The sequence below is a fragment of the Streptomyces sp. NPDC038707 genome, from assembly GCF_040636485.1.
Classification (GTDB): Bacteria; Actinomycetota; Actinomycetes; order Streptomycetales; family Streptomycetaceae; genus Streptomyces.
In genome coordinates, this window is record NZ_JBEZUP010000003.1 from 161,939 (window position 1) to 184,871 (window position 22,933).

The following is a 22,933-nucleotide window of genomic DNA, read 5'->3' on the forward strand; positions in this document are numbered from 1 at the left end:
CCCGCCGTGACCGCCTGCCGGCCCGCTGCGGGGCCGTCAGTGGCCGGGCACGTAGCCGCGCGCCTTGTCGACCACGTTCGGCAGGGGCCTGCCCGCCGCCCACCGCTCGTACAGCTCCACGAACTGCGCGCCGAGCCGGTCGCGCCACCCGAACGTGTCCCCGCTCATGTGCGGGGACACGAGCAGCCCCGGCAACTTCCACAACGGGCTGTCGGCGGGCAGGGGTTCGGCGGCGAACACGTCCAGCGCCGCGCCCGCGATCCAGCGCCGCTCCAGCGCCCGGGCGAGGGCCTCCTCGTCCACCAGACCGCCCCGGCCCACGTTCACGAAGAACGCCGAGGGCTGCATCACATCGAACCGGTGCGCGTCGAACATGCGGGACGTCCGCTCGGTCAGCGGAGCCGCCGCTATCACCCAGTCCGCGCGCGAGAGCAGCCGGTCCAGGTCGTCCGGGCCGTGTATCCCGGTCCGCGGCACCCGCCCGACCAGCGCCGTCGACACCCCCAGGGCCTTCAGCACCCGCGCTATGGCCCGGCCGACCGGGCCCGAGCCGACCACGCAGGCGTGCGTGCCCGCCACCGGCCGCGTCTCCCGGTGCCGCCAGGTCCGCTCCCGCTGGTGGGCCAGGGTGCCCGGCAGGTCCTTGGCGGCCGCCAGCACCAGGGCCGCCACGTACTCGGCCACCGGCTGCTCGAAGATCCCGCGCGCGTTGGTCACCACCGTGTCCGACGCGGCCAGCTCCGGGCACAGCAGATGGTCCACGCCCGCGCTCGCCGTGTGCACCCAGCGCGGCCGGGGGCCGTCCCCCGGCCATGCCTCGCGCACCGCGCCCGAGGTGAAGTCCCACACCAGCAGCACATCCGCGGCGGGCAGCCGGTCCGCCAGGTGCGCCGCGTCCGTGCGCACGACCCGGGCGCGTCCGGTGAGGCGGCCGAGCCGGGGCGGCGGATCGGCGTCGAGGACCAGCACGGTGGGGGGTGACGGGGTCATGCGGGCGGCTCCCGAAGGTCTGACCTGCGCGGACCGGGCACGGACCGACCACGCTCGCACCCGGACGCGGCGCCGTCAACACGGCCGTGGGCCACTGGCAGGGGCGGCGCCGCGCCGACGGGGTACCCGAGCCCTGGGCCCCCGCCGGGCACGGCCGCCCGGGGGCGGGTCCGTACCGCCGGACAACCATCAGGAAGGCTGGACATGACCGCACTCGGACTCCTCTACCCGGGCCACCGTGCCGAGGACGACTATCCGCGCATCGAGCAGCTCCTGGGCAGCGACATCCGGGTGGACCTGATCCACACCGACCCCGGCGAGGACACCCACCGGGTGGCGGCTTTGCGCGAGCTGGGCTCGGCCGAGCGGCTCGCCGAGGGCGTGGAGGCACTGCGGCTGACCGGAGTCGAGACGGTGGTGTGGGCCTGCGCCGGCGGCGGCTTCGTACAGGGCTGGGCGGGCGCCCAGGAACAGGTGCGCACCCTGGCCCGGCTCGCCGGGATGCCGGCCTCCTCCACCTCCTTCGGCTTCGTCCACGCGGCCCACGAGATCGGCGCGCGCCGGGTCGCCGTCGGCACGGCCTACCCGGAGGACGTCACCGCCCTGTTCGCGGACTTCCTGCGGGACGGCGGCCTGGAGGTGACCGGCCTGCGCTGCTCGCCGGCCGCCACCCCGGCCGAGGTCACCGGCTGGGGGGAGGAGGACGTGCTCACCCTCGCCCGCGCGGCGGACACCCCCGACGCCCAGGCCGTCCTGCTGCCGGACACGGCCCTGCACACCGCCGCCCACCTCGGCCTGCTGGAGAAGGCCCTCTCCAAGCCGGTCCTCACCGCCAGCCAGGTCACGGTCTGGGAGGGCCTGCGGCTGGCGGACCGCCGGGTGAACGCCCCGACCCTGGGCAGCCTGTTCACGCGGGAGCCGTTGGTGCAGGTGTGACGCCGGGTCCTCCTCGTCGCGGCGGCCCCTTGCGCGGGCGCGGGACAATGGACGGTGGCCCACCCGAAGGCGGTGCCGGAACCGTACGAGGAGGAGACAAGACATGGCGGAGCCCACGCCGCGTCGCAACGAACCGCGGCTACGCCCCGCGCCCCTGCTCTTCGAGCCCGCGGAGGCGGGCCGTGACCCGGAGCACTTCTTCGATCTGGAGTCGATCGAGGATCCGCGGGAGCTGCTGTCCCGGGCCACGGAGCTGACCCAGGCGTTCCGCGCGGCGGCCGACCGGGCCGTGGAGTTCCAGGCCGTCGCGGCGGCCCAGCTCGCCGACCCGCGCCGGTTCGACCGGCTGACCGCGGCGGACATCGCCGAGCGGGCGGAGTGGACCGAGGACTATGCCAAGAAGATGGTGGAGTTCGGGCGGGACCTGATGCGCGGGGAGGGCGAGGGGCGGACGTCGGCCGATCCGCTGTAGCGCGCCGCGCGTCGGCCGGCCCCCGCCGCCAGGGGCATATGCCGGGTGGGCAAGATACTCCTCCTCGGCCGCCCTGTCCCGGTTTTCCGCAACTCAGCGGAACCGCTCGCTGACGCGCTGTACATCTGGGTGTCATGACGACCAGTGCCCCGAACGTGACCTGTGACAGCTCCGGCGCCGTCGCCTGGCTCGCCTCGGCGGGACCCCACGCCCGCAGCACCCTCGCCCTGTGGCGGGAGCGCCCGGAGGCCCCGGTGGTGCTGCCCTGCGGCACCGTCTTCGACGTGGTCAGCGCCCCGGTGGTGTTCGGGCGCCGGATGCTGGACCGGCTGTGGGGCGCGGGGTCGCGGTCGGGCCCGGTCGCGGTGTTCCGGGGCCGGACGCTGTTCTTCGCCGCCCCCGGCACCGCCCAGCGGCTGCCCTCCCTGCTGGCCTGGGAGGAGTGGGGCACCCGGCGGGCGCGGGCGGTGCCGCCGCTGCTGTGCCACGGCCCGGGCGACGCCGTGACCGTGCCCCCGCCGTCCCCCCTGAGCTGCGACGACGCCCCCGGCGCCGCCCGCTGGCTGGTCGCCCCGGAGGCCCGGCACCCCTGGCTGCCGGGCCCCGACGTGCTGCTCTGGGCGGCCGTCGGCGCCGCCCGGTCCGCCGCGCGGCCGTCGATTTCTCCTCACCGCGGCCAGGGTGCTAATGTCTACGACGTCAGCAGGCGCCGCTAGCTCAGTTGGTTAGAGCAGCTGACTCTTAATCAGCGGGTCCGGGGTTCGAGTCCCTGGCGGCGCACGCGAAGAAGGGCAGCGGGCCGAATTCGAAAGAATTCGGCCCGCTGCTTTCGTATACGAACACGGTCCGCCGTACACGCACACGGTCCGCGCGGCTCAGCCGCGCACCCCCGGTGTGATCGTCACCGTCCACGCCCCCGACGCCGTCCTGCCCTCCGCCTCCACCCGCACGCGCTCCCCGGGCACGGTGAAGCTCTCGCCGAGGAAGACCGGCGCGTCGGCGAGCGGCGGGTACACCGAGTTCTCCCAGCAGGCCTCGGTGCGCGGATGGGCGTCCACCACCTGGACCGGGCCGTCGCCGGACGCGGCGCCGCCGCGCACCCGGTAGACCAGGATGCCCTGCCGGCAGGCCGCGCGGTCGGCGCCGGCCGGTCCGCGCGCCTCGAAGGCGAGGGCGCTCTCCGGGCCGGTGCGCACCACCGCCAGCTTGACGCCGTGCCCCAGGCCGAACGCGGACCCGCCGTCGGCGACCGGCACCGCGGAGCCCGGTCCGGCCGCGAGCGGCTCCAGGGTGAGGCGGTTCGGCGCGGCACCGCGCACGCACACCACCTGGCGCGGATCCAGCCAGCCGAGCCGCCACTTGTGCCAGCCCAGCAGATCGGGCGCGAGACCGAACTGGCTGCCCATCAGGTCCCAGTCCCCGACATGGGTGTCCCAGTCGCCCTTGCCGTCGGCCGGACGGTGGTAGAGGTCGGGCAGGTCGAAGACGTGGCCGGTCTCGTGGGCGAGGACCAGCCGGTCCGGCGGATGGTGCTCGAAGACGGTGACCACCCGGCGGATGTCGGTGCCGTCCGCGCGCAGGGGCGTATCGAGGTTCACCACCTTCGTGGCGTCCGAGTCGACCCCGGGCGCGTCCGGGTCGGCGATCAGATAGACGACCTGGTAGCGCGAGAAGTCGACCGCCTTGTCGGCCACGGCGAACGCGTCGCGCAGATAGGCCGCCCGGTCCCCGGTGCTCCAGTCCCGCCGCATGGCGTACGCCGTCGACGGGCGCGGCATGCGCAGCCAGCGCTCCAGCGGGTGCGGGCGGAGAGTGAACCTGCCGTAGGAGGACTGCGCGTAGAAGCCGGTGGTGGCCGGGAAGTGGTCGGCCGTCAGTTCGGCCGGGGTGGTACGCGGGGCGGCGTCGGGGAATGACAGGAACACCAGGACCGCGTCGAGGGTGCCGGCCGGGCGGGGGTAGGCGGTGTTCCAGGTGTCCACGCCCTCCGAATGGTGGACCTCGGTGCGGTGCAGCGCGCAGGGCGCCGTGGAGAAGGGCTCGGCGGCGGAGGGGCCGGTGAGGATCGAGGTCGCGGCGAGCGCCGACATCGTGGTGAACACGGCGGCGGTGCTGCGCAGCTTGGGCACGGACTGACCTCCGGGTGTGGTTCGCGGGACCCGCACCCAGATTGCTGGTATTCATTGATTTATGCCCTGTTTGTCTGCACCAGAAGGGTGAGCGCGCGCCCGAACAGCGCCGGGCGCGCCCCGGCGCTCGATATCCGGAAACATTCACGGAACGTCACAACTTGTCGGAGGGCTGTAGAAGCTGCCCAGGTGCGGGCAGAAACGATCTGTCAGAACCTGTGCTCCGTCCGGGACACTGGACATCGGCTGGAAGGGCCCGGGGCCAGCCTCTATGATCGGCACACTTTCCGGCACGGACAGAGATCGAGTGCACTGCGGGAGCGAGCGGTGAGCGGAACGTCCGAAGGGCCGACGCCCGCGGCAGACCTCGACCGGTCAGCCGTCACAGACAGTCACTACACCACCTACCACCGTGTCTTCGCGACCGCCCCGCTCGCCATGGCGGTCGTGGGGCCCGAGGGCCTCGTCGTCACCGCCAACACCGCCCTCGGCGAACTGCTCGGCATCGAGGCGGACACGATCGTCGGGCGGTCCGCCGCCGACCTGGTGGACCTGGCCGCGGACCCCCGCGGCCGGCACGCCCTCCAGGAGGTGCTGAACGGCCGGCAGGCCCGGCTGCGCTGCACCCGCCGGCTCAAGCAGCCCGGGGGCAACTCGGTGTGGGCGCAGATCACCGTCGCCCCGCTGAGCGGCGGCGGGGGCGGCGCCCTGCTGTCGGTCACCGACATCAGCGCCAGCCGTGAACTCCAGGCGCAGCTGCGGCACTTGCAGATGCACGACCCGGTGACCCGGCTGCCCAACCGCACGCTGTTCTTCGAGCGGCTCACGGCCGCGCTGGAGGCGGAGCCGTACGAACAGGGCGGCACCGGCCGGATCGGCCTGTGCTATCTGGACCTCGACGGTTTCAAGGCCGTCAACGACACCCTCGGCCACCGCGTCGGCGACCGGCTCCTTTCAGCCGTGGCCAAACGCCTGACCGGGGTCGCCGACGCGGCCGGCTACGCCCGTGCCGTCACCCCCCTGGTGGCCCGGCTCGGCGGCGACGAGTTCGCCCTGCTGGTGGAGGACTCCACCGGCACCGAACAGCTCGCCGACCTCGCCGAGTCCGCGCTGCGGGCCCTGGAGGAGCCCTTCGACCTGGCCGGCCAGCGGCTGTCGCTGACCGCGTCCATCGGCGTCGTCGAACGGCACACCGCGGGGACCACGGCCACGGGGCTGATGCAGGCCGCCGATACGACGCTGTACTGGGCGAAGGCCGACGGCAAGGCCCGCTGGACCCTGTTCGACCCCGAGCGCAACGCCCACCGCATGACCCGCCAGGCGCTGTCCTCCACCCTCCGCCCCGCCATCGAGCGGGGCGAGTTCGCCCTGGAGTACCAGCCGCTGGTGGCCATGGAGGACGGCCGGCTCAACGGCGTGGAGGCCCTGATCCGCTGGCACCACCCGCAGTTCGGCACGCTCACGCCGAATCGGTTCATCGGACTGGCCGAGGAGGACGGCTCGATCGTGCCGCTGGGCCGCTGGGCACTGGCCACCGCCTGCCGGCAGGCCCGCCGCTGGCAGCTCGACCGGCCCGGCGAACCGCCCATCTTCGTCAGCGTCAACGTGGCCGTACGGCAGGTGTGGGACTCCGACCTGGTGGCCGACGTCGCCGAGACCCTCGCCGAGACCGGGCTCGCCCCGCACCTGCTCCAGCTGGAGCTGACCGAGTCCGCGGTGATGGGCTCGGCGGGCCGCCCGCTCCAGGCCCTCCAGGCGCTCAGCGACATGGGCGTGCGCATCGCCATCGACGACTTCGGCACCGGGTACTCCAACCTCGCCTACCTCAGCCGGCTGCCGGTCTCCGCGCTGAAGCTGGACGGCTCCTTCGTCCGGGGCTTCCAGTACGAGGAGGCCGCCCGGGACACCATGCCGAACCCCGCCGACGAGGTCGTCGTGGAGGCGATGATCCAGCTCGCCCACCGGCTCGGCCTCACGGTCACCGCGGAGTGCGTGGAGACCTCGGCCCAGGCCAGCCGGCTGCGCCGGATCGGCTGCGACACCGGGCAGGGCTGGCTGTACTCCCGCCCGGTGCCGCCGGATCGTATCTCCGAGCTGCTCGGGGCCGCCCGGACCTACGCGGTCGGCAACCCGTAGGCGTCCGCGATCAGTTCGTACGAGCGCAGCCGCAGCTCGCCGCGGTGGGCGTGCGAGGTGATCATCAGCTCGTCGGCCCCGGTGCGCTTGTGCAGGCCGTCCAGGCCGGCCCGGACCTCGTCGGCCGTGCCGTGCACGACGTTCGCGGTCCAGGAGGTGATGAACTCCTCCTCCATCGGCCCGAACTCGTAGGCCTCGGCCTCCTCGGGGTCGGGGAACAGGCCCGGCCGGCCGGTGCGCAGCCGGAGCATGTTCAGGGCCATCGCCCGGGTCTGCCGGCGGGCCTCCCGCTCGTCGTCCGTGGCGAGGGCGGAGACGCCGATGAGGGCGTACGGCTCGGCCAGGACGGCGGACGGCCGGAACGTCTCCCGGTACAGGTCCAGGGCCGGGACGGTGTTCTGCGCGGAGAAGTGGTGCGCGAAGGCGAACGGCAGACCGAGCAGGCCGGCCAGCCGGGCGCTGAAGCCGGAGGAACCGAGCAGCCAGACCGGCGGGCGGTGCGGGGACTGCACCCCGCCCGGCGTGGTGCCCTGCACGGGGCCCGGGATGGCGTGGATGCGCCGGTACGGGTGCCCGTCCGGGAAATCGTCGTCCAGGAACCGGGTCAGCTCGGCGAGCTGCTGCGGGAAGTCGTCGGCGCCCTCGTTCAGGGTGTCGCTGCGGCGCAGGGCCGCGGCGGTGGCCCCGTCCGTGCCCGGCGCCCGGCCCAGGCCCAGGTCGACCCGGCCCGGGGCCAGCGCCTCCAGCGTGCCGAACTGCTCCGCGATCACCAGCGGGGCGTGGTTGGGCAGCATGACACCGCCCGAGCCGAGCCGGATGCGGTCGGTGTGGGCGGCGAGGTGGGCGAGGATCACGGCGGGGGAGGAGGAGGCCACGCCCGGCATGGAGTGGTGCTCGGCGACCCAGTACCGGTGGAAGCCGCGGGACTCCGTGAGCCGGGCGAGCGCCACGCTGGTGCGCAGGGCGTCGGTGGCGGTACGGCCCGCGCCGACGGTCACCAGGTCCAGCACGGAGAGGGGCACGGGGGCGCTGCCGCGCGTGACCCCCCTGATCTCGTCCACTTCGTCTGCCGCCACGGTATGGCCTCCTGTTCCACGCACTGCGCTGTCCTCCGGGCCCTAACAGGAGGGAGTCCCCGCTTATTCCGGAGAGCGCGCGCCTTCGCTCAGGACCGCCAGGACACCCGGTGTTCGGTCAGGTGGGACAGGACCGCGTGGTTCGCCTCCCAGCCGTCCGGGAATTTCACCAGGGTGCCCAGCTGGACCGGTTCCGTGGCGGGGTAGGCGTCCAGGAGGTCGGGGACACCGGCCCGGCAGACCATGATGCAGGCGTGGCGGTGGCGGGAGGCCAGGACGCACAGGCGGCCGGTCTCCAGGTGGAACGCCGTGGCGTCGGGGCGGCCGGAGAGCGGGTGCAGGACGACCGTCACGTCGTACTCCCGGCCCTGGAGCCGGTTCGCGGTGTCGACCGTGACGTCCCGGACGCCCAGCTCGGCCAGGGCCGCCCGGACCGCCGCCGCCTGGTCGCGGTGCGCCGTGCCCACGGCCACGCGGCCGGCGGTCAGCGGCGTGGGGTCCGGGGAGCGTTCCGAGGTCGCCGCGCCGCCCCGGTCCAGCAGGCGGCGCACCACCGTCGCCACCGCCCGCACCGCCTCCGGGTCCGTGCGCGGGGTGTGCCGGGCGGGCAGCTCCAGCAGGCCCCAGCCGGACTCCGCCGCCTCGTCGATCACCCGGTCCGGACCGGAGCCGTCCGAGGGCACGGCGAAGGCCAGCCGGCGGTCGCCGTGGGCCGTGCCGCTGCGGAAGGGCGTGTACGGGTAGAACGCGTCCGAGACCAGGGGAGCCGCCGACGCCGGCAGCCGCCAGGACACCGGCAGCCGGTGCTGGGGCAGGTCCGGGTTGTGGGCCAGCAACGTGCTGACCGCCGAGGCCGAGGGGTCGTACGACAGGCCCGCCCACTGCTCGCCGCCCACGATGGAGAAGGGGTCGAGCTGGCCCGGGTCACCGACGAACAGCGCCCGTTCGAACAGGCCGGCCACGGCGAGCAGGGAGTCCGAGCGCATCTGGTACGCCTCGTCCACGATCGCGTGCCGCCACGGCTCGTCCACCTTCACGTGCGCCCACTTCGCGGCGGTCGACAGCACGACCGGCAGACCGGTGAGGTCGGCCGCCTTCGCCGACGTACGCACCTGCGGCAGGTCGTCCAGCGCCTTGTCGTACGCGTCGGTGTCGCTGCTGTGCAGCCGGCCGACGGGCAGCTCCGGGTTCTTCTCGGCCAGGCGCAGCACCAGGTCGTCCACCTGGGCGTTGGTCTGCGCCACCACCATCAGCGGACGGCCCGCCGCGGCGAGTTCCAGGGCCGCGCGCACCACCAGCGTCGACTTGCCGGCACCCGGCGGGGAGTCCACCACCACACCCCGCTCGGTGCCGTGCAGCGTGTCGTGCAGGATCGCCGCGGTGGCCCGGCCGGCCGCGGCCGCGGGATCGAAGCCGACGGTCGTCACAGCACGTCCTCCTCGGTGACGGGGTCGGGCGCTTCCGGCGCCGCCTCGCCCGGCGGGCCGCCGTGCGTCCACGGGGTCTCCTCCGGGTCGGGCAGCTTCGCGCCGCCGCGCTGCTCGTGCTCGAACAGCGTGAAGCAGATCCGGTCGCCCTTCTCGGGCACCGATCCGGGACCGGGCTCCTTGCCGCGGCCCATCCGGTCCAGGACGCGCAGGGTCAGCACCCCCTCGGCCTCGTACCCGACGAACTCCGCCGACTGCGGACGGCCGTCCAGCGAGCGGTACACCCGCGCCCGCTCCGCGAGGTGCGGCCGGTCGTCCGTGCGGAGGGTCACCAGCGGGCGCGGGCTCGGCCGCTTGCCCTCGCTGTACGCCATCACGACATCGGTCACCTCGCCCGCGAACGCCTCCCCGGCCAGCCGCCGCCCGGCCATCACCAGCGGATCGTCCAGCGCCTCCTGCGCCTCCAGCCGGGCCTGCTCGCGCTCGCGCGTGGCCAGCTTGTTCGCCGCCGTCACCGCGTCGTCCCGGCGCGGCTGCGGCGGCTCGCCCGCCCGCACCCGGTCCCGGTGCGCGGTGAACGACCAGCGGTCCCGGAGCCAGCGCCCCTCCACGTGCGCGCCCGCGGGCAGCGCCCGCAGCAGGTCCAGGCCCCGCCACACCGCGTCCCAGGTGGGCCGGACACGGCTGTCGACCAGATCGCGGACCTCCCGCTCGGCCCTCGTCAGCGCGGCCAGCCGGGCGTCCGCCGCCAGCGGGTCCTCGGCGGCGGCCAGGGCGGTCCGCGCGCGGTCGTAGCGCTCGATCGCCGGGGCCAGCAGCTTGTTGTCGAACGCCGGGTCGGTGGCGGGACCGGCCGGCGGGCACAGCAACTGGCCGTCGGCGTCCCGGGCGAGTTCGGCCCGGCGCGCGGCCTCGGCGCCGGTCAGTCCCTCGGGCGGCGCGATCCAGGCGAGCAGCGCGCCCAGGTGCTCGTCCTCCAGGCCGGACTGGCCGGTCGCCCAGTGCCGGGACAGCACCTCCGTCAGGGCCAGCAGCAGCGACGAGCCGGGCACCCTGGCCCGTTCGCCGTAGTGGGTCAGCCAGCGGCCGAGCAGCGGCACCCGGGGCGGCGCCGGATAGGGCGCGTCCGGGTCCTGTTCGGCGGTGCGCCGGAAGCGCATCGAGCGGCCCAGCAGCCGTACGAAGTCCAGGCCGGTGCGGCTCGGCACGATCAGCTGGGGCGCGTCCGCGCACAGCTCGGCCGCCACCTTGACCCGCTTGCCGGTCTCCGGGTCGGTCTCGGTGCGTTCGGCCGCCTCCACGGCGTCCGCGTACGACTCGAGGTGCGGCAGCACGACGTCGGCCAGGTCGGCGAGGAACGTGAAGCGCAGATCGCGGTCCCGGGGCTGCGGCACGACCAGCAGCCGGGGCGCGTCCCGGTCGGTGCCGACCAGCGCGCCGAGCGGGGCGCCGGTCTCGCCGGCCGTGGTCAGCGGCACGAACACCAGCGGGCGGTCGGACAGATGCCGGTGCCGGACCGTCGCCGCGGGCTGGGCCCGGCCGCTGTCCACGGCTTCCAGCCGGGCGAGGGCGTCGATCAGCGTCACGCGGTCACCTCCCCGGCGTTCACCGGTGAGCCGCCGGACCCGGACGAGACCGCGCTCGCACCGACCGCGCTCGCACCGACCGCGCTCCCGCCGGCCGCCTGCTCGCAGGCCGCCCTCTCGCCGGCCTCCCGGAGGGCCTCCGCGCGCAGGGCCGCCGCGCGGCGCAGCGCCGCCACCGCCGGATCGGCCGGGTCGCCGCTCGCGCCGCGGGCGGCGGACAGCACCTCCGCCACCGTGGACAGGCCGCCCAGCTCCGCCCGCAGCGGCCGGCCCAGGCGGGTCACCGCGCCGGCCGAGCGGGCCCGCTCCCGGCAGTGGAAGGCCAGCTCGCAGGCGGACAGGCACTCCGGGGCGTAGGCCGCCGGCACCGCCTCCACGGCCGCCGTCAGCTCCTCGGCGGGCCGGTCGGGCGCGAAGCACGTGCCCTCGGGCAGCGCGTCGGCGATCTCCTCGATCCGGGTGAGCCGGGCCAGCTGGCGGGCGGTGACCGCGCGCTGCTTGCGGATGTCCACGGCGGAGCCCGCGGGCAGGTTGGAGAAGTCCTTCGGGCACACCAGCAGCACCCGGTGGCGCACCTCGGGCACGGGGTCGAGGCGGGCGGCGACCTGCTCCAGTGCCAGCACGTACACCGCCGCCTGCCGGGCCGCCGCGCCCACCTTCGCCGGGTCCGCGGCGCCGTCCACCGTCGGGAAGGACTTGATCTCCACCACCGACCAGCCGCCGTCCGGGTGCACCACCACCGCGTCCGGCTCCAGGAAGGCGAGCGAACCGGCCACGTCCAGGGCGAGCATCGGATGGTCCAGCAGCGTCCAGCCGCCCGCCCCCGTGGCCTCGCGCAGCGCCAGCGCCGTACGGGCCGTGCGCCCCTCGGGGCCGTGCGCGCTCAGGTCGGGCACGGCCGCGCCGGCGGGCGGCTCGGCGCCGGGGTCGAGCCGGGCGTGCACCAGCCGCAGCAGCTCCGCGCCACCGTCCGCCTTCACCCGCGCCTCGAACGCGTTGCCCCGGGTCAGCGCGAACTGCGACTGCCCGAAGCCGGACGGCGCGCCCAGCGCACTCGCCAGCCGCGCCTTGTCCACCCCGGCGCCGTCCAGGATCGCCCGCCGGGCGCACCCCGGGTTCGCGGCGAGCGCCGCGAGGGCGCGCGCGTCCAGGGCCTTGGCCGGTACGTCGGGACCGCGCAGCTCAGCGAGCCGGTGCCGCAGCCCCCTCGCCCGCGTCGGTGGGGGAGGCGTCCGGTCCGGCCGCGGGGTCGAGCCGCGACTCGCGCTGCCGTGGAATTCGCTCACCCGCCGAAGTCTGGCATCCGGCACTGACAATCGGGGAACCCGTGCCGGACGCGACCGGCGCGACGGGGCGCGACAGCCGGGCGCGGAGCCGGTCCACGGACCGCAGGAGGGGCGGCGCCAGCAGGAAGCCGACGCCCATCACGGCGACGCCCGCGACCGCGTCCAGGAAGTAGTGGTTGGCGGTGCCCATGACCACGATCGCGGTCAGCAGCGGGTAGACGACGCCGAGGACCTTCGTCAGGCGCGTGCCGCCGTGGCGCCACAGCATGAGCCCGCACCACAGCGCCCAGCCCACGTGCAGGCTCGGCATCGCCGCGTACTGGTTGGTCATGCCGCCCATGCCGCGCGGCGCGCTGGCCGCACCGCCCCACCACCCGTACGAGCTGTACTGCGCCATGGTGTCCACGAAGCCGTGGCCCGCGTCGAGCAGCCGGGGCGGGCAGGTGGGCAGCAGGGTGAAGCCGATCAGGCCGATCATGGTGGAGGTGAGCAGCCAGGTGCGGGCCGCCCGGTAGTGCGGGGCACGCGCGCGGAACAGCCACACCAGGACGGCGGGCGTGACCAGGTAGTGCAGCGAGGCGTACCAGAAGTCGGCCGGCACCCCGAGCCAGGCCTCCCGGGTGAACAGCCGGTTCAGCGGGTGCTCGAAATCGAGGTGCAGGGCCTTCTCGATGCGCAGGATCGCCAGGCCGTGGTCGACGGCGCCGGCGACGTCACCGCGCGCGAGGAGCCGGCCGGCCGAGTAGCAGGCGTAGACGAGCACGATCAGCGGCAGCTCGGTCCACCAGCGCGGCCGGGGACGGAGGGTCACCTCGGTGCCCGGTGTCTCGGTCTGCGGCAATCCGATCGCCCTCCCCCTTCTGCTGTGTGCGGTACGCCTCCGGCGGGCGACCGTGCCACTTTACGGTGTCCCGCCGCGCCCAGGAGGGGCCCGTCGGTCCGGCCCGGGTGTGCGTACGGCCCCTCGGCGCGCGTCCGGCACTGGAAGACGCCGGGACCGCCCGCGGGGTTGCCTGTCGGAGGGGTGAGCGATGATGGAGGGGCCGAAAAACACTCGTAGATTCCGTGGCGTCCCCGGGCGTCACCCCGTCCGGAGAGGTCTCCCATGGCACCGCGCATCCTGCTGGCCCGGCACGGACAGACGGCCTGGTCGCTGTCCGGCAAGCACACCGGCAGGACGGACGTGCCGCTGCTGGAGGAGGGCCGGCACGGGGCCAAGCTGCTCGGCGAACGGCTGCACCGCGCCCCGCTGGACGGGCTGGCGGACGCGGAGATACGCACCAGCCCGCTCTCCCGTGCGCGCGAGACGTGCGAACTCGCCAGGTTCGGCGGGCGGGCCGAGCACTGGGACACGCTCATGGAGTGGGACTACGGCGCGTACGAGGGGATGACCCCGGCCGAGATCCACGCGGTGCGGCCGGGCTGGCTGATCTGGCGGGACGGGGTCCCGCGGGGCGAGTCCGTCGCCGAGGTCACCGCCCGCGCGGACGAGGTGGTCGCCTGGGCCCGCTCTGCCGACCGGGACGTCCTGGTCTTCGCCCACGGGCACATCCTGCGGTCGATCGGCGCGCGGTGGCTGGGACTGCCGCTGGACTTCGCGGCCCGCATCCGGCTGAACCCCACGTCGCTGTCCGTCCTGGGCTGGGCGTACGGCGAACCGGCGATCGAGAACTGGAACGACGTGGGGCACCTGACGGCGTGACGGAGGGGCGGGGACGGGGTGGCGCGGGGGCGTGGTTCCTCCCTTCCGCCCCCGCCCCCGGGACTACACCGGCCCCGCGTCCCCGACCCGTTGTGGCCCCTTGTGTGAGGCATGGCGGGTCAGGAACTCCGCCACGCCCGACGCCCGCCGGTGCGGCAGCAGTACCCGGGCCGTCCCGGCCAGCATCTGCTGGATCCGCGAGGACTGGACCTGGTCCAGCAGCGCGAGCACCCGCAGCCCCGCCTCCGCCGCCTCGTCGGGACGGCCCTCGCGGGCGAGGTCGTCGGCCAGCTCGGCGGTGTAGAGCGCGATGTTCCGGGTGAAGTGCGGATCCTGCGACTGCGCGGCGCGCCGCGCCTGCCGGGACGCCCGCCGCCAGTCGCCCAGCGTGGACCAGCACTGTGCCTCCAGCCCCGCCAGCTCCGCCTCGCCGTAGAAGCTCATCCACTCCGGATCGGCGTCCGCGCGGCCCCGTTCGAACAGGGCCTGGGCGCGCGCCAGCGCCCGCTCGCAGCCGGTGCGGTCGGCGAGCCCCGCCCAGCCGCCCGCCTCGCGCAGCGCCAGCAGGGACAGCAGCCGGGCCGAACCGAGCGGCCGGGCGGCGCGCTCCGCGGCCTGCGCGGCCCGGACCGCCTCCCGGGGGCGGCCCGCGTCCCGCGCGAGGAACGCGGTGTTGCAGAACGCGTGCGCCTCCAGCCCCGCGTCCCCGGTCATCCGGGCGGTGGCCAGCGCCTCCGCGTAGTGCGAGCGCGCGTCGTCGAAGCGGCCGGAGTCATGGGCCAGCCAGCCGACGGAAAGGGCGAGTTCACCGGCGCCCGCGTGCAGCCGGTCGGCGGTGGTCTGCCGGGTGGCGCCCGCGTCGAGCAGCGCGTAGGCGGCGCGCAGCGGAGCCGCCGCGCGCCGGTACAGACCGTCCGCGCCGTGCCGGTCGTCGAGCAGCCGGATGCGGCGGACCGCCTCCTCCAGGGCCATGGCCTCGGGGATTCCCGCGCGCCGCGGCAGCCGGTCCGCCGCCGCGGCGGACGTGGTGAGCCCCAGCGGGGCCAGTGTGGCGGCGGCCACCGTGGCGCCTCCGCCGGTCATGAATGCGCGACGCAGCACGTCGCTCTCCTCGTGGTTCAGGGGGTCGTTCTGCCGGGGGTCCTGAGGGTCGTGCGGCTCGCCGGCCCCGGGTGACGCGCCGGGTCCCTCCCCGGCGGCGGGCCCGCGCGGCTCGGCCGCGCCCGTCCGCGCCGCCCGGCCGCGGACGGACGAACGGGGCACGAAGCCCAGATCGGTGAGGGTGCGGCCGGGGAACATGTGCAGGAACACCCGCTCGTAGGCGTAGTTGGGACAGCGGATCTCGCCCGCCTCGACCCGGCCGATGTAGCGCGCGTCACAGCTCACCCGCTCGCCGATCTCGCGCGCGGCCCGCCGTACCAGCGCCGCGAACTCGGCCGGGGAGCGCGGGCCCCGCAGCCGGCGGAAGGCGAGGTTCGGCCGGGGCGGCCGGTCGGGCTGTGACGAGGTCACCGTTGACGACGTCATGGCCGGGTCCTCTCGTGCGAACCGTCGAACCATGCCGGGACCGGGGCGGTACCGGGGTGGTACCGGGACGGACGCCCGTGTGGCGCTCGGTTCCGGCGGGCTGAACGTACCTGCTGTACGGGGTCCGCCACACGGTGTTTGGTCACAAACCGGATATCTCGTGCGCGATCTGCCATGAAGTGCCATCCTTTGCGGCGCACTTGGACCGTGCCCGTTGACGCACTCGCGCGTTGAACCCCATGGACCGCAACAGGGCTGTGTGGAGGCCGGCATGGTGACCAGCCAGAGCAACGAACCTTGTACGTCGCCGTCGTCGCCCGCGTGCGTGGACGACCCGGCATGCGACCTCGTGACGGTGCCGGCCCGGCAGGGGCTGGAGGCGGTCGACATCCTGCGGCGAGCGGGAGCGGACGCGGTGGGACCCGTCCTGCACGACGACGACCGCGACACCCTCGGCTTCCTCGTGCCGGCCGGTACGGCGGCCTGCTGGGACGTGCCGGGCAGCACCTGCACCGAGACGGACGGGCGCGGACTGCGCCTGGACCCCGGGCCGCCGGTGGCGGGCTCGGACTGGCTGCTGCCCCCCGGCGAGGCCGACCCCGCCACGGACCCGGCGGTGCTGCGCCGGGCCCTGGGCGAGGCGGCCCGGCTGATCGAGGTGGCGGACAAGTGCTGCTGACGTGCACGGACATCCACACGGACATCCGCTGCCCGCCCTGACCGGCCGCTGCCCGCCCTGACCGGCTGCCGTGCCCCCGACCGGCCGCCGCCGTTGCCGCACCCTCCCCGGGCACCTGCGAAAATGGGCGGATGGGCAGGTCCAGGAACACCCGGCGCGGGCCGGCCGTCATCGAGGAGCCGGTGGACGGCGGTCTCGCACAGCTCGTCCCCGACCCCGACCGCGGCCGGGCCTGGACGCTGCTGATCGACGGGGCGCCCCAGTCGCACGTCGACCTGGACGACCCGGCGTACCTCTCCTTCGACTACCAGCGGCGCATCGGGCATGCCATCGACCTCGCCGCCCCGCCCGGCCGGCCCGTGCACGCCGTGCACCTCGGCGGCGGTGCCTTCACCCTCGCCCGGTACGTCGCCGCGACCCGGCCCCGCTCCACCCAGCAGGTCGTGGAGCGCGACGCACGCCTGGTCGAACTGGTCCGCCGGGAGCTGCCCCTGGACCCGAACGCGCGCGTCCGGGTGCGCGCGGCGGACGCCCGTGCGGGCCTGGCCAAGGTTCCGGACGGCTGGGCCGACCTGGTCGTCGCCGACGTGTTCAGCGGTGCCCGCACCCCCGCGCACCTCACCTCGACCGAGTTCCTCGACGAGGTCCGCCGCGCGCTGAAGCCCACCGGGGTGTACGCCGCCAACCTCGCCGACGGCCCGCCGCTCGCCCACCTGCGCGGCCAGATCGCCACCGCCGCCGCCCGGTTCGGCGAACTCGCGCTGATCGCCGACGCGGCCGTCCTGCGCGGCAAACGCTTCGGCAACGCCGTCCTGGTCGCCTCCGACGCGCCGCTGCCGCTCGCCGAACTCACCCGCCGCGCCGCCTCCGACCCGCACCCCGGCCGGGTCGAACACGGCCGCGCGCTCACCGACTTCGCCGGGGGCGCGGTGCCCGTGACCGACGAGGCCGCGGTGGCGTCCCCGGCCCCGCCGCCCTCGGTGTTCCGCTAGGGCGCCGCCCAGCAGGTACCGACCTCGCCTCGTGGCGGTGCGGCTACGCCGAGCATGCCGCGACCGCCCTCCAGGCCCAGGTCGAGAGCGGGCTGGGGGCTGTGCGGCGCCGCCTGGAAGACCGTGGCCGTCAGCCCGGTGATCCACGCCCGCCACCACGCGGCCCCGACGCCCCGGGACGACGGAGGGCGCGGCCCGCCCCCCACGGCAGGCCGCGCCCTCCGGGCTAGGCGGCCGGCAGCGGCGGCAGCGCTCCCGTGCGGGCCGCCTCGCCGTACCAGTGGGCGCTCGACTTCGGCGTCCGCTCCAGCGTGGCGTAGTCGACGTAGACCGCGCCGAACCGCTTGCCGTAGCCGTACGCCCACTCGAAGTTGTCCATCAGCGACCACAGGTAGTAGCCGCGCACATCGGCGCCGTCGGCGATGGCCCGGCGCACCTCGGACAGATGGCCGTGCAGGTAGGCGATGCGCTCGGGGTCGTGCACGCGGCCGTCGGGGTCGGGCTTGTCGTCGTAGGCCGCGCCGTTCTCGGTGATGTACAGCGGCAGGCCCGGCGCCTCGCGCGTGTAGCGCGTGATCAGGTCGTACAGGCCCGTCGGGTCGATGGTCCAGCCCATCTCCGTACGCTCGCCCGGCGTCTGGTGGAAGACGATGTCGTCGCAGCACGGCCAGGGGGAGTGCTCGCCGCCGCCGTGCCCGTCCAGCCGGGGCCCCTTCACCTCTTCGGACGCGGCCGAGACCAGCGCGGGCGTGTAGTAGTTCAGGCCCAGCGCGTCCAGCGGCGCGTTGATCGTACGGAGGTCGGTGTCCAGGACGTGACTCCAGTCCGTCACCGCGCGCGTGGCCTCGAACAGCGACCCGGGGTACGCCCCGTGCAGCATCGGCCCGTGGAAGACCCCGTTGGCCAGGTCGTCGATGCGGCGGACAGCGGCCAGGTCGGCCGGGTCCTGGCTGAGCGGCCGCACCACCGAGGAGTTGAGGCTGACCGCGATCCGGTTCCCGGCCGGCATCACCGCGCGCAGGGCGGACACCGCCAGCCCGTGGCCCAGGTTCAGGTGGTGGGCGGCGCGCAGGGAGGCCGCCGGGTCGGTGCGGCCGGGCGCGTGCACCCCGGAGCCGTAGCCCAGGAAGGCGCTGCACCAGGGCTCGTTCAGGGTGATCCACTGCTCCACCCGGTCGCCGAGCGCCTCCCCGACCAGCCGCGCGTACTCGGCGAACCGGAACGCGGTGTCCCGCTCCGGCCAGCCGCCCGCGTCCTCCAGCTCCTGGGGGAGGTCCCAGTGGTACAGGGTGAGCGCCGGCTTGATGCCGTGCTCCAGCAGCTCGTCCACCAGCCGGCGGTAGAAGTCCAGGCCACGCTGGACGGCCGGGCCCCGGCCCGTCGGCTGCACCCGGGGCCAGGACACGGAGAAGCGGTACGAGGTCAGGCCCAGCTCCGCCATCATCGCCACGTCGTCGCGGTAGCGGTGGTAGTGGTCGACCGCGATGTCCCCGGTCTCGCCGCCGGCCGTACGGCCCGGCGTATGGCTGAAGGTGTCCCAGATCGACGGGGTGCGGCCGTCCTCCCCCACCGCGCCCTCGATCTGGTACGCCGAGGTCGCGGCGCCCCAGAGGAAGGCGGGCGGAAAGGTCTGTGTCATCGGTTCGGGCATGGAGGCTCTCCCAGGGGTCGAGTGCACGCATTATGCATGGGAGCGCTCCCACGATGGAAGGGGGAACGGCTGACGGGGTGCCGGACAAGGGGGGCGTGCGGTGGCGTGCCGGGGCGCGCGGAGCGAACCCTTCCGTCAGGCCGACTCCCGCACCACCAGCTCCGTGGGCAGGACCACCCCGCGCCGGACCGTGCCGCGCTGGGCGATCTCCTCCAGCAGGAGGGCCGCCATCGTGCGGCCCATCTCCGCCAGCGGCTGGCGGACACTGGTCAGCGGCGGGTCGACGTGCCGGGCCACGATGGAGTCGTCGAAGCCGACCAGTGCCACGTCCCCGGGTATCCGGCGGCCCGCCGCGCGCAGTTCCTGCACCGCGCCGGAGGCCATCACGTCGGAGGCCGCGAAGACGGCGTCGAGGTCCGGGCGGCGGCGCAGCAGTTCCCGCATGGCCGCGCGCCCGCCCTGCTCGGTGAAGTCGCCCGCCGCGATCAGCTCCTCGGCGACGGCGATCCCGGCGTCCCGCAGCGCGTCCCGGTAGCCGTCGAGCCGGGCCCGCGCCGCGTCCATGTCCAGCGGGCCGGTGATGGTGGCGACCGCGCGCCGCCCGCCCGCCAGCAGATGCCGTACGGCGAGCCGGGCGCCGCCCCGGTTGTCCGCGCGGACGTGGCCCAGCCGCTCGGCCTCGCCCCGGCGTCCGGCCAGCACGGTGGGCACGGCCAGTTCCGCGAGCCGGTCGGGCAGGGTGTCCTTGGCGTGCACCGCCATCAGCAGCACCCCGTCCACCCGTTGCGCGGCCAGGTAGCCGGCCAGCCGGCCGTACTCGGTCTCGTCGCCCGTGAGGACCAGCAGCAACTGCAGGCCCGCGTCGGCGAGTCCGGCGTTCACGCCGAGGATGATCTCCGAGAAGTACGGCTCGGCGAACAGGCGGCTCTCGGCGTCCGGCACGACCAGCGCGACCGAGTCCGTGCGGCGGGTGGCCAGCGAGCGGGCGGCGCGGTTGGGAACGTAGCCGAGTTCCGCGATCGCCCGTTCGACGGCGGCCCGGGAGCGGTCGCTGACCTTGGGGGAGCCGTTGATGACCCGGGAGACCGTGCCGCGGCCCACGCCGGCCCGGGCGGCCACGGCGTTCAGGGTCGGCCGCCGGACGTCCGCCGTCGTAAGCGGCTGCGGCTGTTCGGCAGGACTCATCGTTCACCTTCCGGCGGTCCGGGGCGGGGGCGCTTCATTCTGGCCCAGGAATTCCGGCAATCGCCCCACGCGGCGGGGCGGATGCGCCGGGGAGACCGGCGGTACGCCGGTGAGCTGGGCCGACGCCGGACCGAACGCCCGGACGACAAGCCTGCCGAGGTGAGCGGGGCGACACGTTCCCGTGACGTACGGAACACGCTTGCGCAACAACGCCGTCTTCAAGTCTTGACACCCGGCCCCGGCACCGACGAGTCTTCCGGCATGCCGCGTGGGAGCGGTCCCACGGGGTGACCGGGGCTCTCTTCCGTTCGGACGAAACCACCCATGGCCTTCCCCTCTACCTTGCATGGCACACCTTTGACCAGCACGTTTCCACCGCACATCGTGTGCTGTCGGCTAGCCGCTGCTCGAACCGAGAGGGCAGGTCCGGACCGCCCGGCCCGGCGGTCCGAATCCTGAGGTCCCGTTCCCCACTGGAACAAGGAGTAGTGGAATGCGCATCACCCGTACCGGCGGTGGTCACGGCCGCAGAGCAGCGGTCGTGGCCACGACGGCCCTGACCGCCTCAGCCCTGCTGCTGACCGGTTGCAGCAGCGACGACGGCGACTCGGACAGCGCGGACGCCAACGGCAACATCACCCTCACGGTGGCCGACTACGGGCAGTTCGGCTACAAGGAAGCCAAGCTGTTCGAGAAGTACCACGAGCTGCACCCGAAGATCACGGTCAAGGAAGAGACCACGGCCAACGAGCAGGACTACTACCCGAAGCTCCTTCAGCAGCTGAACACGGGCAGCGGCCTGGCGGACGTCGTCGGTGTCGAGGTCGGGCGCATCAAGGAGGTCGTGGACACCCAGGCGGACAAGTTCACCGACCTCAGCAAGACGATCAACGTCGGCGACTGGGTGTCCTGGAAGGCCAAGCAGGCCACCACCAAGGACGGTGCGGTGATCGGCGCCGGGACCGACATCGGCCCGATGTCGCTCTGCTACCGCAAGGACCTCTTCGAGAAGGCGGGCCTGCCCAGCGACCGCGAGGCCGTCGCCAAGGCGGTCTCCGGCGGCTGGGAGGACTACCTCAAGCTCGGCGAGCAGTTCAAGAAGAAGGCGCCCTCCGGCACCTACTTCATGGACTCCGCCTCCGCGATGTACAACGCGGTCGTCTCGTCCTCCGAGCAGCAGTACTACGACGCCGACGGCAAGCCGGTCTACAAGGACAGCCAGTCCGTCCAGAAGGGCTGGAACCTGGCCGCGGAGGCCGCCCAGAAGAAGCTCTCCCAGGGGCTGCCGCAGTTCACCGACGCCTGGACCGCGGCGCTGCGCAAGGGCACCGTGGCCACCGTGGCCTGCCCCGCCTGGATGGCCGGCCAGATCTCCACCAACTCCGGTGACGCCTACAAGGGCAAGTGGGACATCTCCCGCACGCCCGGCTCCACGGCGGCCAACTGGGGCGGCTCCTTCCTGACCGTGCCCAAGAGCGGCAAGCACGCCAAGGAGGCCGCCGAGCTGGTCAAGTGGCTGACCGCCCCCGAGCAGCAGGCCGCGGTGTTCAAGGCCATCGGTGTCTTCCCGTCCAACCAGAAGGCCTACGAACTGGCCGACGTGAAGAACGCCAAGCTCCCGTACTTCAGCGACGCCCCCATCGGCCAGCTCTACGCCGAGGAGGCCAAGTCCATCCCCGGGGCGGTGCTCGGCCCGAAGGACGGCACCATCAAGGACACCATCTCCACCCAGATCAACAACATGGAGACGCGGGGCACCAAGCCCGACGACGCCTGGAAGGCCGCGACCGACACGCTCGACAAGGCGCTCGGCTGACCGGCCGGGTGCGGGCGGCCCGCCGGCCGCCCGCACCCGCCCGCGCGGGCACCCCGCCTCCCCCTCCGGTCAGCGCCGACCGGTGACCAAAGGCGGGGGCCACGGCCCGCGCGGGTGAGCGCCCGACGACGCGCAACGGTGCCCGGGACCGGGCACCGCCGCGGCGTCACCGGCGGGGACCGGCGGCCGACGGCCGGTTTCCGCCCCACACGCACGTCAGGCCGCGGCACGGGTCGTTCGCCACCGTACCGATCCGCGCGGGGAGCGGCGGGCCGGTCCCGGTCCGGAACGCGCCGTACGCCCCCACCGGCCGAAACCTTCAGGGAAGGACTCCCTCCGTGGCAACGACAACCCCCGCCCGGGGTGCCTACACCCCGCCGCCCGGCGGCTCCGGTGCCGCGTCGAACGGACGCGGTACCTGGCGCAGCCGGCTGTGGCGCTTCGACGACAAGGCGTCGCCGTACGCCTACATCGCCCCCTTCTTCCTGATCTTCGGCGCCTTCGGGCTCTACCCGCTCCTCTACACCGGCTGGATCGCCCTGCACCGGGTGGAGATGACGGGACTCGACCAGTCCGAGTGGGTGGGCCTCGACAACTTCTCCCGGATCCTCCAGGACGCCGAGTTCTGGACGGCCGTCTTCAACACCTTCGTCATCGGTGTCATCTCCACCGTGCCGCAGCTGCTGGTGGCCCTCGGCCTCGCCCATCTGCTCAACTACAAGCTGCGCGCCAGCACCTTCTGGCGCACCGTCATCCTCACCCCGTACGCCACCTCGGTCGCGACGGCCGCGCTGGTCTTCGCGCTGGTCTTCCGCGCCGACGGCGGCATCCTCAACTGGGTGCTGCACTTCTTCGGCGCCGGCAACATCAACTGGGGCAACGGGACCTGGACCTCCAAGATCGCCATCTCGGTCATCGTGATCTGGCGGTGGACCGGCTACAACGCCCTCATCTACCTGGCCGCGATGCAGGCGGTCCCCACCGATCTGTACGAGGCCGCCTCCATCGACGGGGCGTCGCGCTGGCAGCAGTTCCGCAAGGTGACCATCCCCTCGCTGCGGCCGACGATCCTGTTCACCATCGTCATCTCGACCATCGGCTCGATGCAGTTGTTCGGTGAACCGCTGCTGCTCCAGGGCGGCACCCTCGGCTCCATCGGCGGCAGCGAGCACCAGTACGAGACCCTCAGCATCTACCTCTTCAACTACGGCTGGAAGCTGGGTCATCTGGGACCGGCGGCGGCCGTGGCCTGGGCCATGCTCGTCCTGCTGCTGCTGATCGCCCTGATCAACTGGATCGTCGGCCGGTTCGCGCGCAAGAACGCGGCCTGACGGGAGCGACAA

19 protein-coding genes and 1 tRNA gene are annotated in these 22,933 nt (G+C 74.3%); 10 read left to right on the forward strand and 10 right to left on the reverse strand.

The features are described 5' to 3' along the window. Positions 1–36: 36 nt before the first annotated feature. Entirely contained in the window at positions 37–990 is a 954-nt protein-coding gene (locus AB0E62_RS05640) for a D-2-hydroxyacid dehydrogenase (protein ID WP_362188515.1), read from the reverse strand. Positions 991–1,194: 204 nt separating this feature from the next. On the opposite strand from AB0E62_RS05640, the gene AB0E62_RS05645 reads away from it, so the two are divergent. The 4 genes from AB0E62_RS05645 to AB0E62_RS05660 all read left to right on the forward strand — a co-directional run bounded on the left by AB0E62_RS05645 (position 1,195) and on the right by AB0E62_RS05660 (position 3,178). Further along, on the forward strand, positions 1,195–1,926 hold the full coding sequence (locus AB0E62_RS05645) for a decarboxylase (RefSeq protein WP_362188518.1): 732 nt from the start codon (positions 1,195–1,197) through the stop codon (positions 1,924–1,926). 103 nt (positions 1,927–2,029) lie between these two features. Further along, positions 2,030–2,398: a hypothetical protein gene (locus AB0E62_RS05650; RefSeq protein ID WP_362188520.1), complete on the forward strand. Its 369-nt coding sequence runs from the start codon at positions 2,030–2,032 to the stop codon at positions 2,396–2,398. A gap of 134 nt (positions 2,399–2,532) precedes the next feature. Next, positions 2,533–3,114: a bifunctional DNA primase/polymerase gene (locus tag AB0E62_RS05655; RefSeq protein ID WP_362188523.1), complete on the forward strand. Its 582-nt coding sequence runs from the start codon at positions 2,533–2,535 to the stop codon at positions 3,112–3,114. Beyond that, a tRNA-Lys gene (locus AB0E62_RS05660) sits at positions 3,105–3,178 on the forward strand. Before AB0E62_RS05655 ends, AB0E62_RS05660 begins: the two co-directional genes overlap by 10 nt. 95 nt (positions 3,179–3,273) lie before the next feature. Here the strand turns inward: AB0E62_RS05660 and AB0E62_RS05665 are convergent. Beyond that, positions 3,274–4,488 (reverse strand): M6 family metalloprotease domain-containing protein, encoded by a 1,215-nt coding sequence (locus AB0E62_RS05665; RefSeq protein WP_362189162.1) that lies wholly within the window; start codon positions 4,486–4,488, stop codon positions 3,274–3,276. 366 nt (positions 4,489–4,854) lie between these two features. Between AB0E62_RS05665 and AB0E62_RS05670 the strand changes: the two genes are divergently transcribed. After that, on the forward strand, positions 4,855–6,663 hold the full coding sequence (locus AB0E62_RS05670; RefSeq protein WP_362188526.1) for a bifunctional diguanylate cyclase/phosphodiesterase: 1,809 nt from the start codon (positions 4,855–4,857) through the stop codon (positions 6,661–6,663). On the opposite strand, the gene AB0E62_RS05675 is transcribed toward AB0E62_RS05670, so the two are convergent. From AB0E62_RS05675 to AB0E62_RS05695, 5 genes are all read right to left on the reverse strand, one after another. Further along, positions 6,642–7,739 carry an LLM class flavin-dependent oxidoreductase gene (locus tag AB0E62_RS05675; protein WP_362188529.1) on the reverse strand — a complete coding sequence of 366 codons (1,098 nt, stop codon included), beginning with the start codon at positions 7,737–7,739 and terminating at the stop codon, positions 6,642–6,644. The genes AB0E62_RS05670 and AB0E62_RS05675 overlap by 22 nt on opposite strands. 89 nt (positions 7,740–7,828) lie before the next feature. Next, the gene (locus AB0E62_RS05680; RefSeq protein ID WP_362188532.1) at positions 7,829–9,166 is read right to left on the reverse strand and encodes an AAA family ATPase; all 1,338 of its coding nucleotides are present in this window, start codon (positions 9,164–9,166) and stop codon (positions 7,829–7,831) included. Next, positions 9,163–10,752, reverse strand: a complete 1,590-nt coding sequence (locus tag AB0E62_RS05685) for a hypothetical protein (RefSeq protein ID WP_362188535.1) — start codon at positions 10,750–10,752, stop codon at positions 9,163–9,165. Before AB0E62_RS05685 ends, AB0E62_RS05680 begins: the two co-directional genes overlap by 4 nt. Next, positions 10,749–11,954 carry a hypothetical protein gene (locus tag AB0E62_RS05690; RefSeq protein WP_362189165.1) on the reverse strand — a complete coding sequence of 402 codons (1,206 nt, stop codon included), beginning with the start codon at positions 11,952–11,954 and terminating at the stop codon, positions 10,749–10,751. Before AB0E62_RS05690 ends, AB0E62_RS05685 begins: the two co-directional genes overlap by 4 nt. Then, positions 11,935–12,879: a phosphatase PAP2 family protein gene (locus AB0E62_RS05695; protein WP_362188538.1), complete on the reverse strand. Its 945-nt coding sequence runs from the start codon at positions 12,877–12,879 to the stop codon at positions 11,935–11,937. The genes AB0E62_RS05690 and AB0E62_RS05695 overlap by 20 nt, the downstream gene beginning before the upstream one ends. Before the next feature lie 264 nt (positions 12,880–13,143). Here AB0E62_RS05695 and AB0E62_RS05700 point away from each other — a divergent pair, with 264 nt between their 5' ends. After that, positions 13,144–13,740: a histidine phosphatase family protein gene (locus AB0E62_RS05700; RefSeq protein WP_362188541.1), complete on the forward strand. Its 597-nt coding sequence runs from the start codon at positions 13,144–13,146 to the stop codon at positions 13,738–13,740. A gap of 63 nt (positions 13,741–13,803) precedes the next feature. Here AB0E62_RS05700 and AB0E62_RS05705 read toward each other — a convergent pair whose 3' ends face one another. Next, positions 13,804–15,267 (reverse strand): hypothetical protein, encoded by a 1,464-nt coding sequence (locus AB0E62_RS05705; RefSeq protein ID WP_362188544.1) that lies wholly within the window; start codon positions 15,265–15,267, stop codon positions 13,804–13,806. 271 nt (positions 15,268–15,538) lie between these two features. Between AB0E62_RS05705 and AB0E62_RS05710 the strand changes: the two genes are divergently transcribed. Then, positions 15,539–15,946 (forward strand): hypothetical protein, encoded by a 408-nt coding sequence (locus tag AB0E62_RS05710; RefSeq protein WP_362188547.1) that lies wholly within the window; start codon positions 15,539–15,541, stop codon positions 15,944–15,946. Between the two features lie 131 nt (positions 15,947–16,077). Continuing rightward, entirely contained in the window at positions 16,078–16,938 is an 861-nt protein-coding gene (locus AB0E62_RS05715; RefSeq protein ID WP_362188549.1) for a fused MFS/spermidine synthase, read from the forward strand. A gap of 226 nt (positions 16,939–17,164) precedes the next feature. Here the strand turns inward: AB0E62_RS05715 and AB0E62_RS05720 are convergent, their stop codons facing one another. Continuing rightward, the gene (locus AB0E62_RS05720; protein WP_362188552.1) at positions 17,165–18,577 is read right to left on the reverse strand and encodes a GH1 family beta-glucosidase; all 1,413 of its coding nucleotides are present in this window, start codon (positions 18,575–18,577) and stop codon (positions 17,165–17,167) included. A 147-nt stretch (positions 18,578–18,724) separates the two neighbouring features. After that, positions 18,725–19,774 carry a LacI family DNA-binding transcriptional regulator gene (locus AB0E62_RS05725; RefSeq protein ID WP_362188555.1) on the reverse strand — a complete coding sequence of 350 codons (1,050 nt, stop codon included), beginning with the start codon at positions 19,772–19,774 and terminating at the stop codon, positions 18,725–18,727. A 493-nt stretch (positions 19,775–20,267) separates the two neighbouring features. Between AB0E62_RS05725 and AB0E62_RS05730 the strand changes: the two genes are divergently transcribed. Beyond that, positions 20,268–21,590: an extracellular solute-binding protein gene (locus AB0E62_RS05730; RefSeq protein WP_362188558.1), complete on the forward strand. Its 1,323-nt coding sequence runs from the start codon at positions 20,268–20,270 to the stop codon at positions 21,588–21,590. Between the two features lie 338 nt (positions 21,591–21,928). After that, a complete protein-coding gene (locus tag AB0E62_RS05735) occupies positions 21,929–22,921 on the forward strand; it encodes a sugar ABC transporter permease (RefSeq protein WP_362188561.1) in 993 nt (330 codons plus the stop codon). The last annotated feature ends 12 nt before the right edge of the window (positions 22,922–22,933 follow it).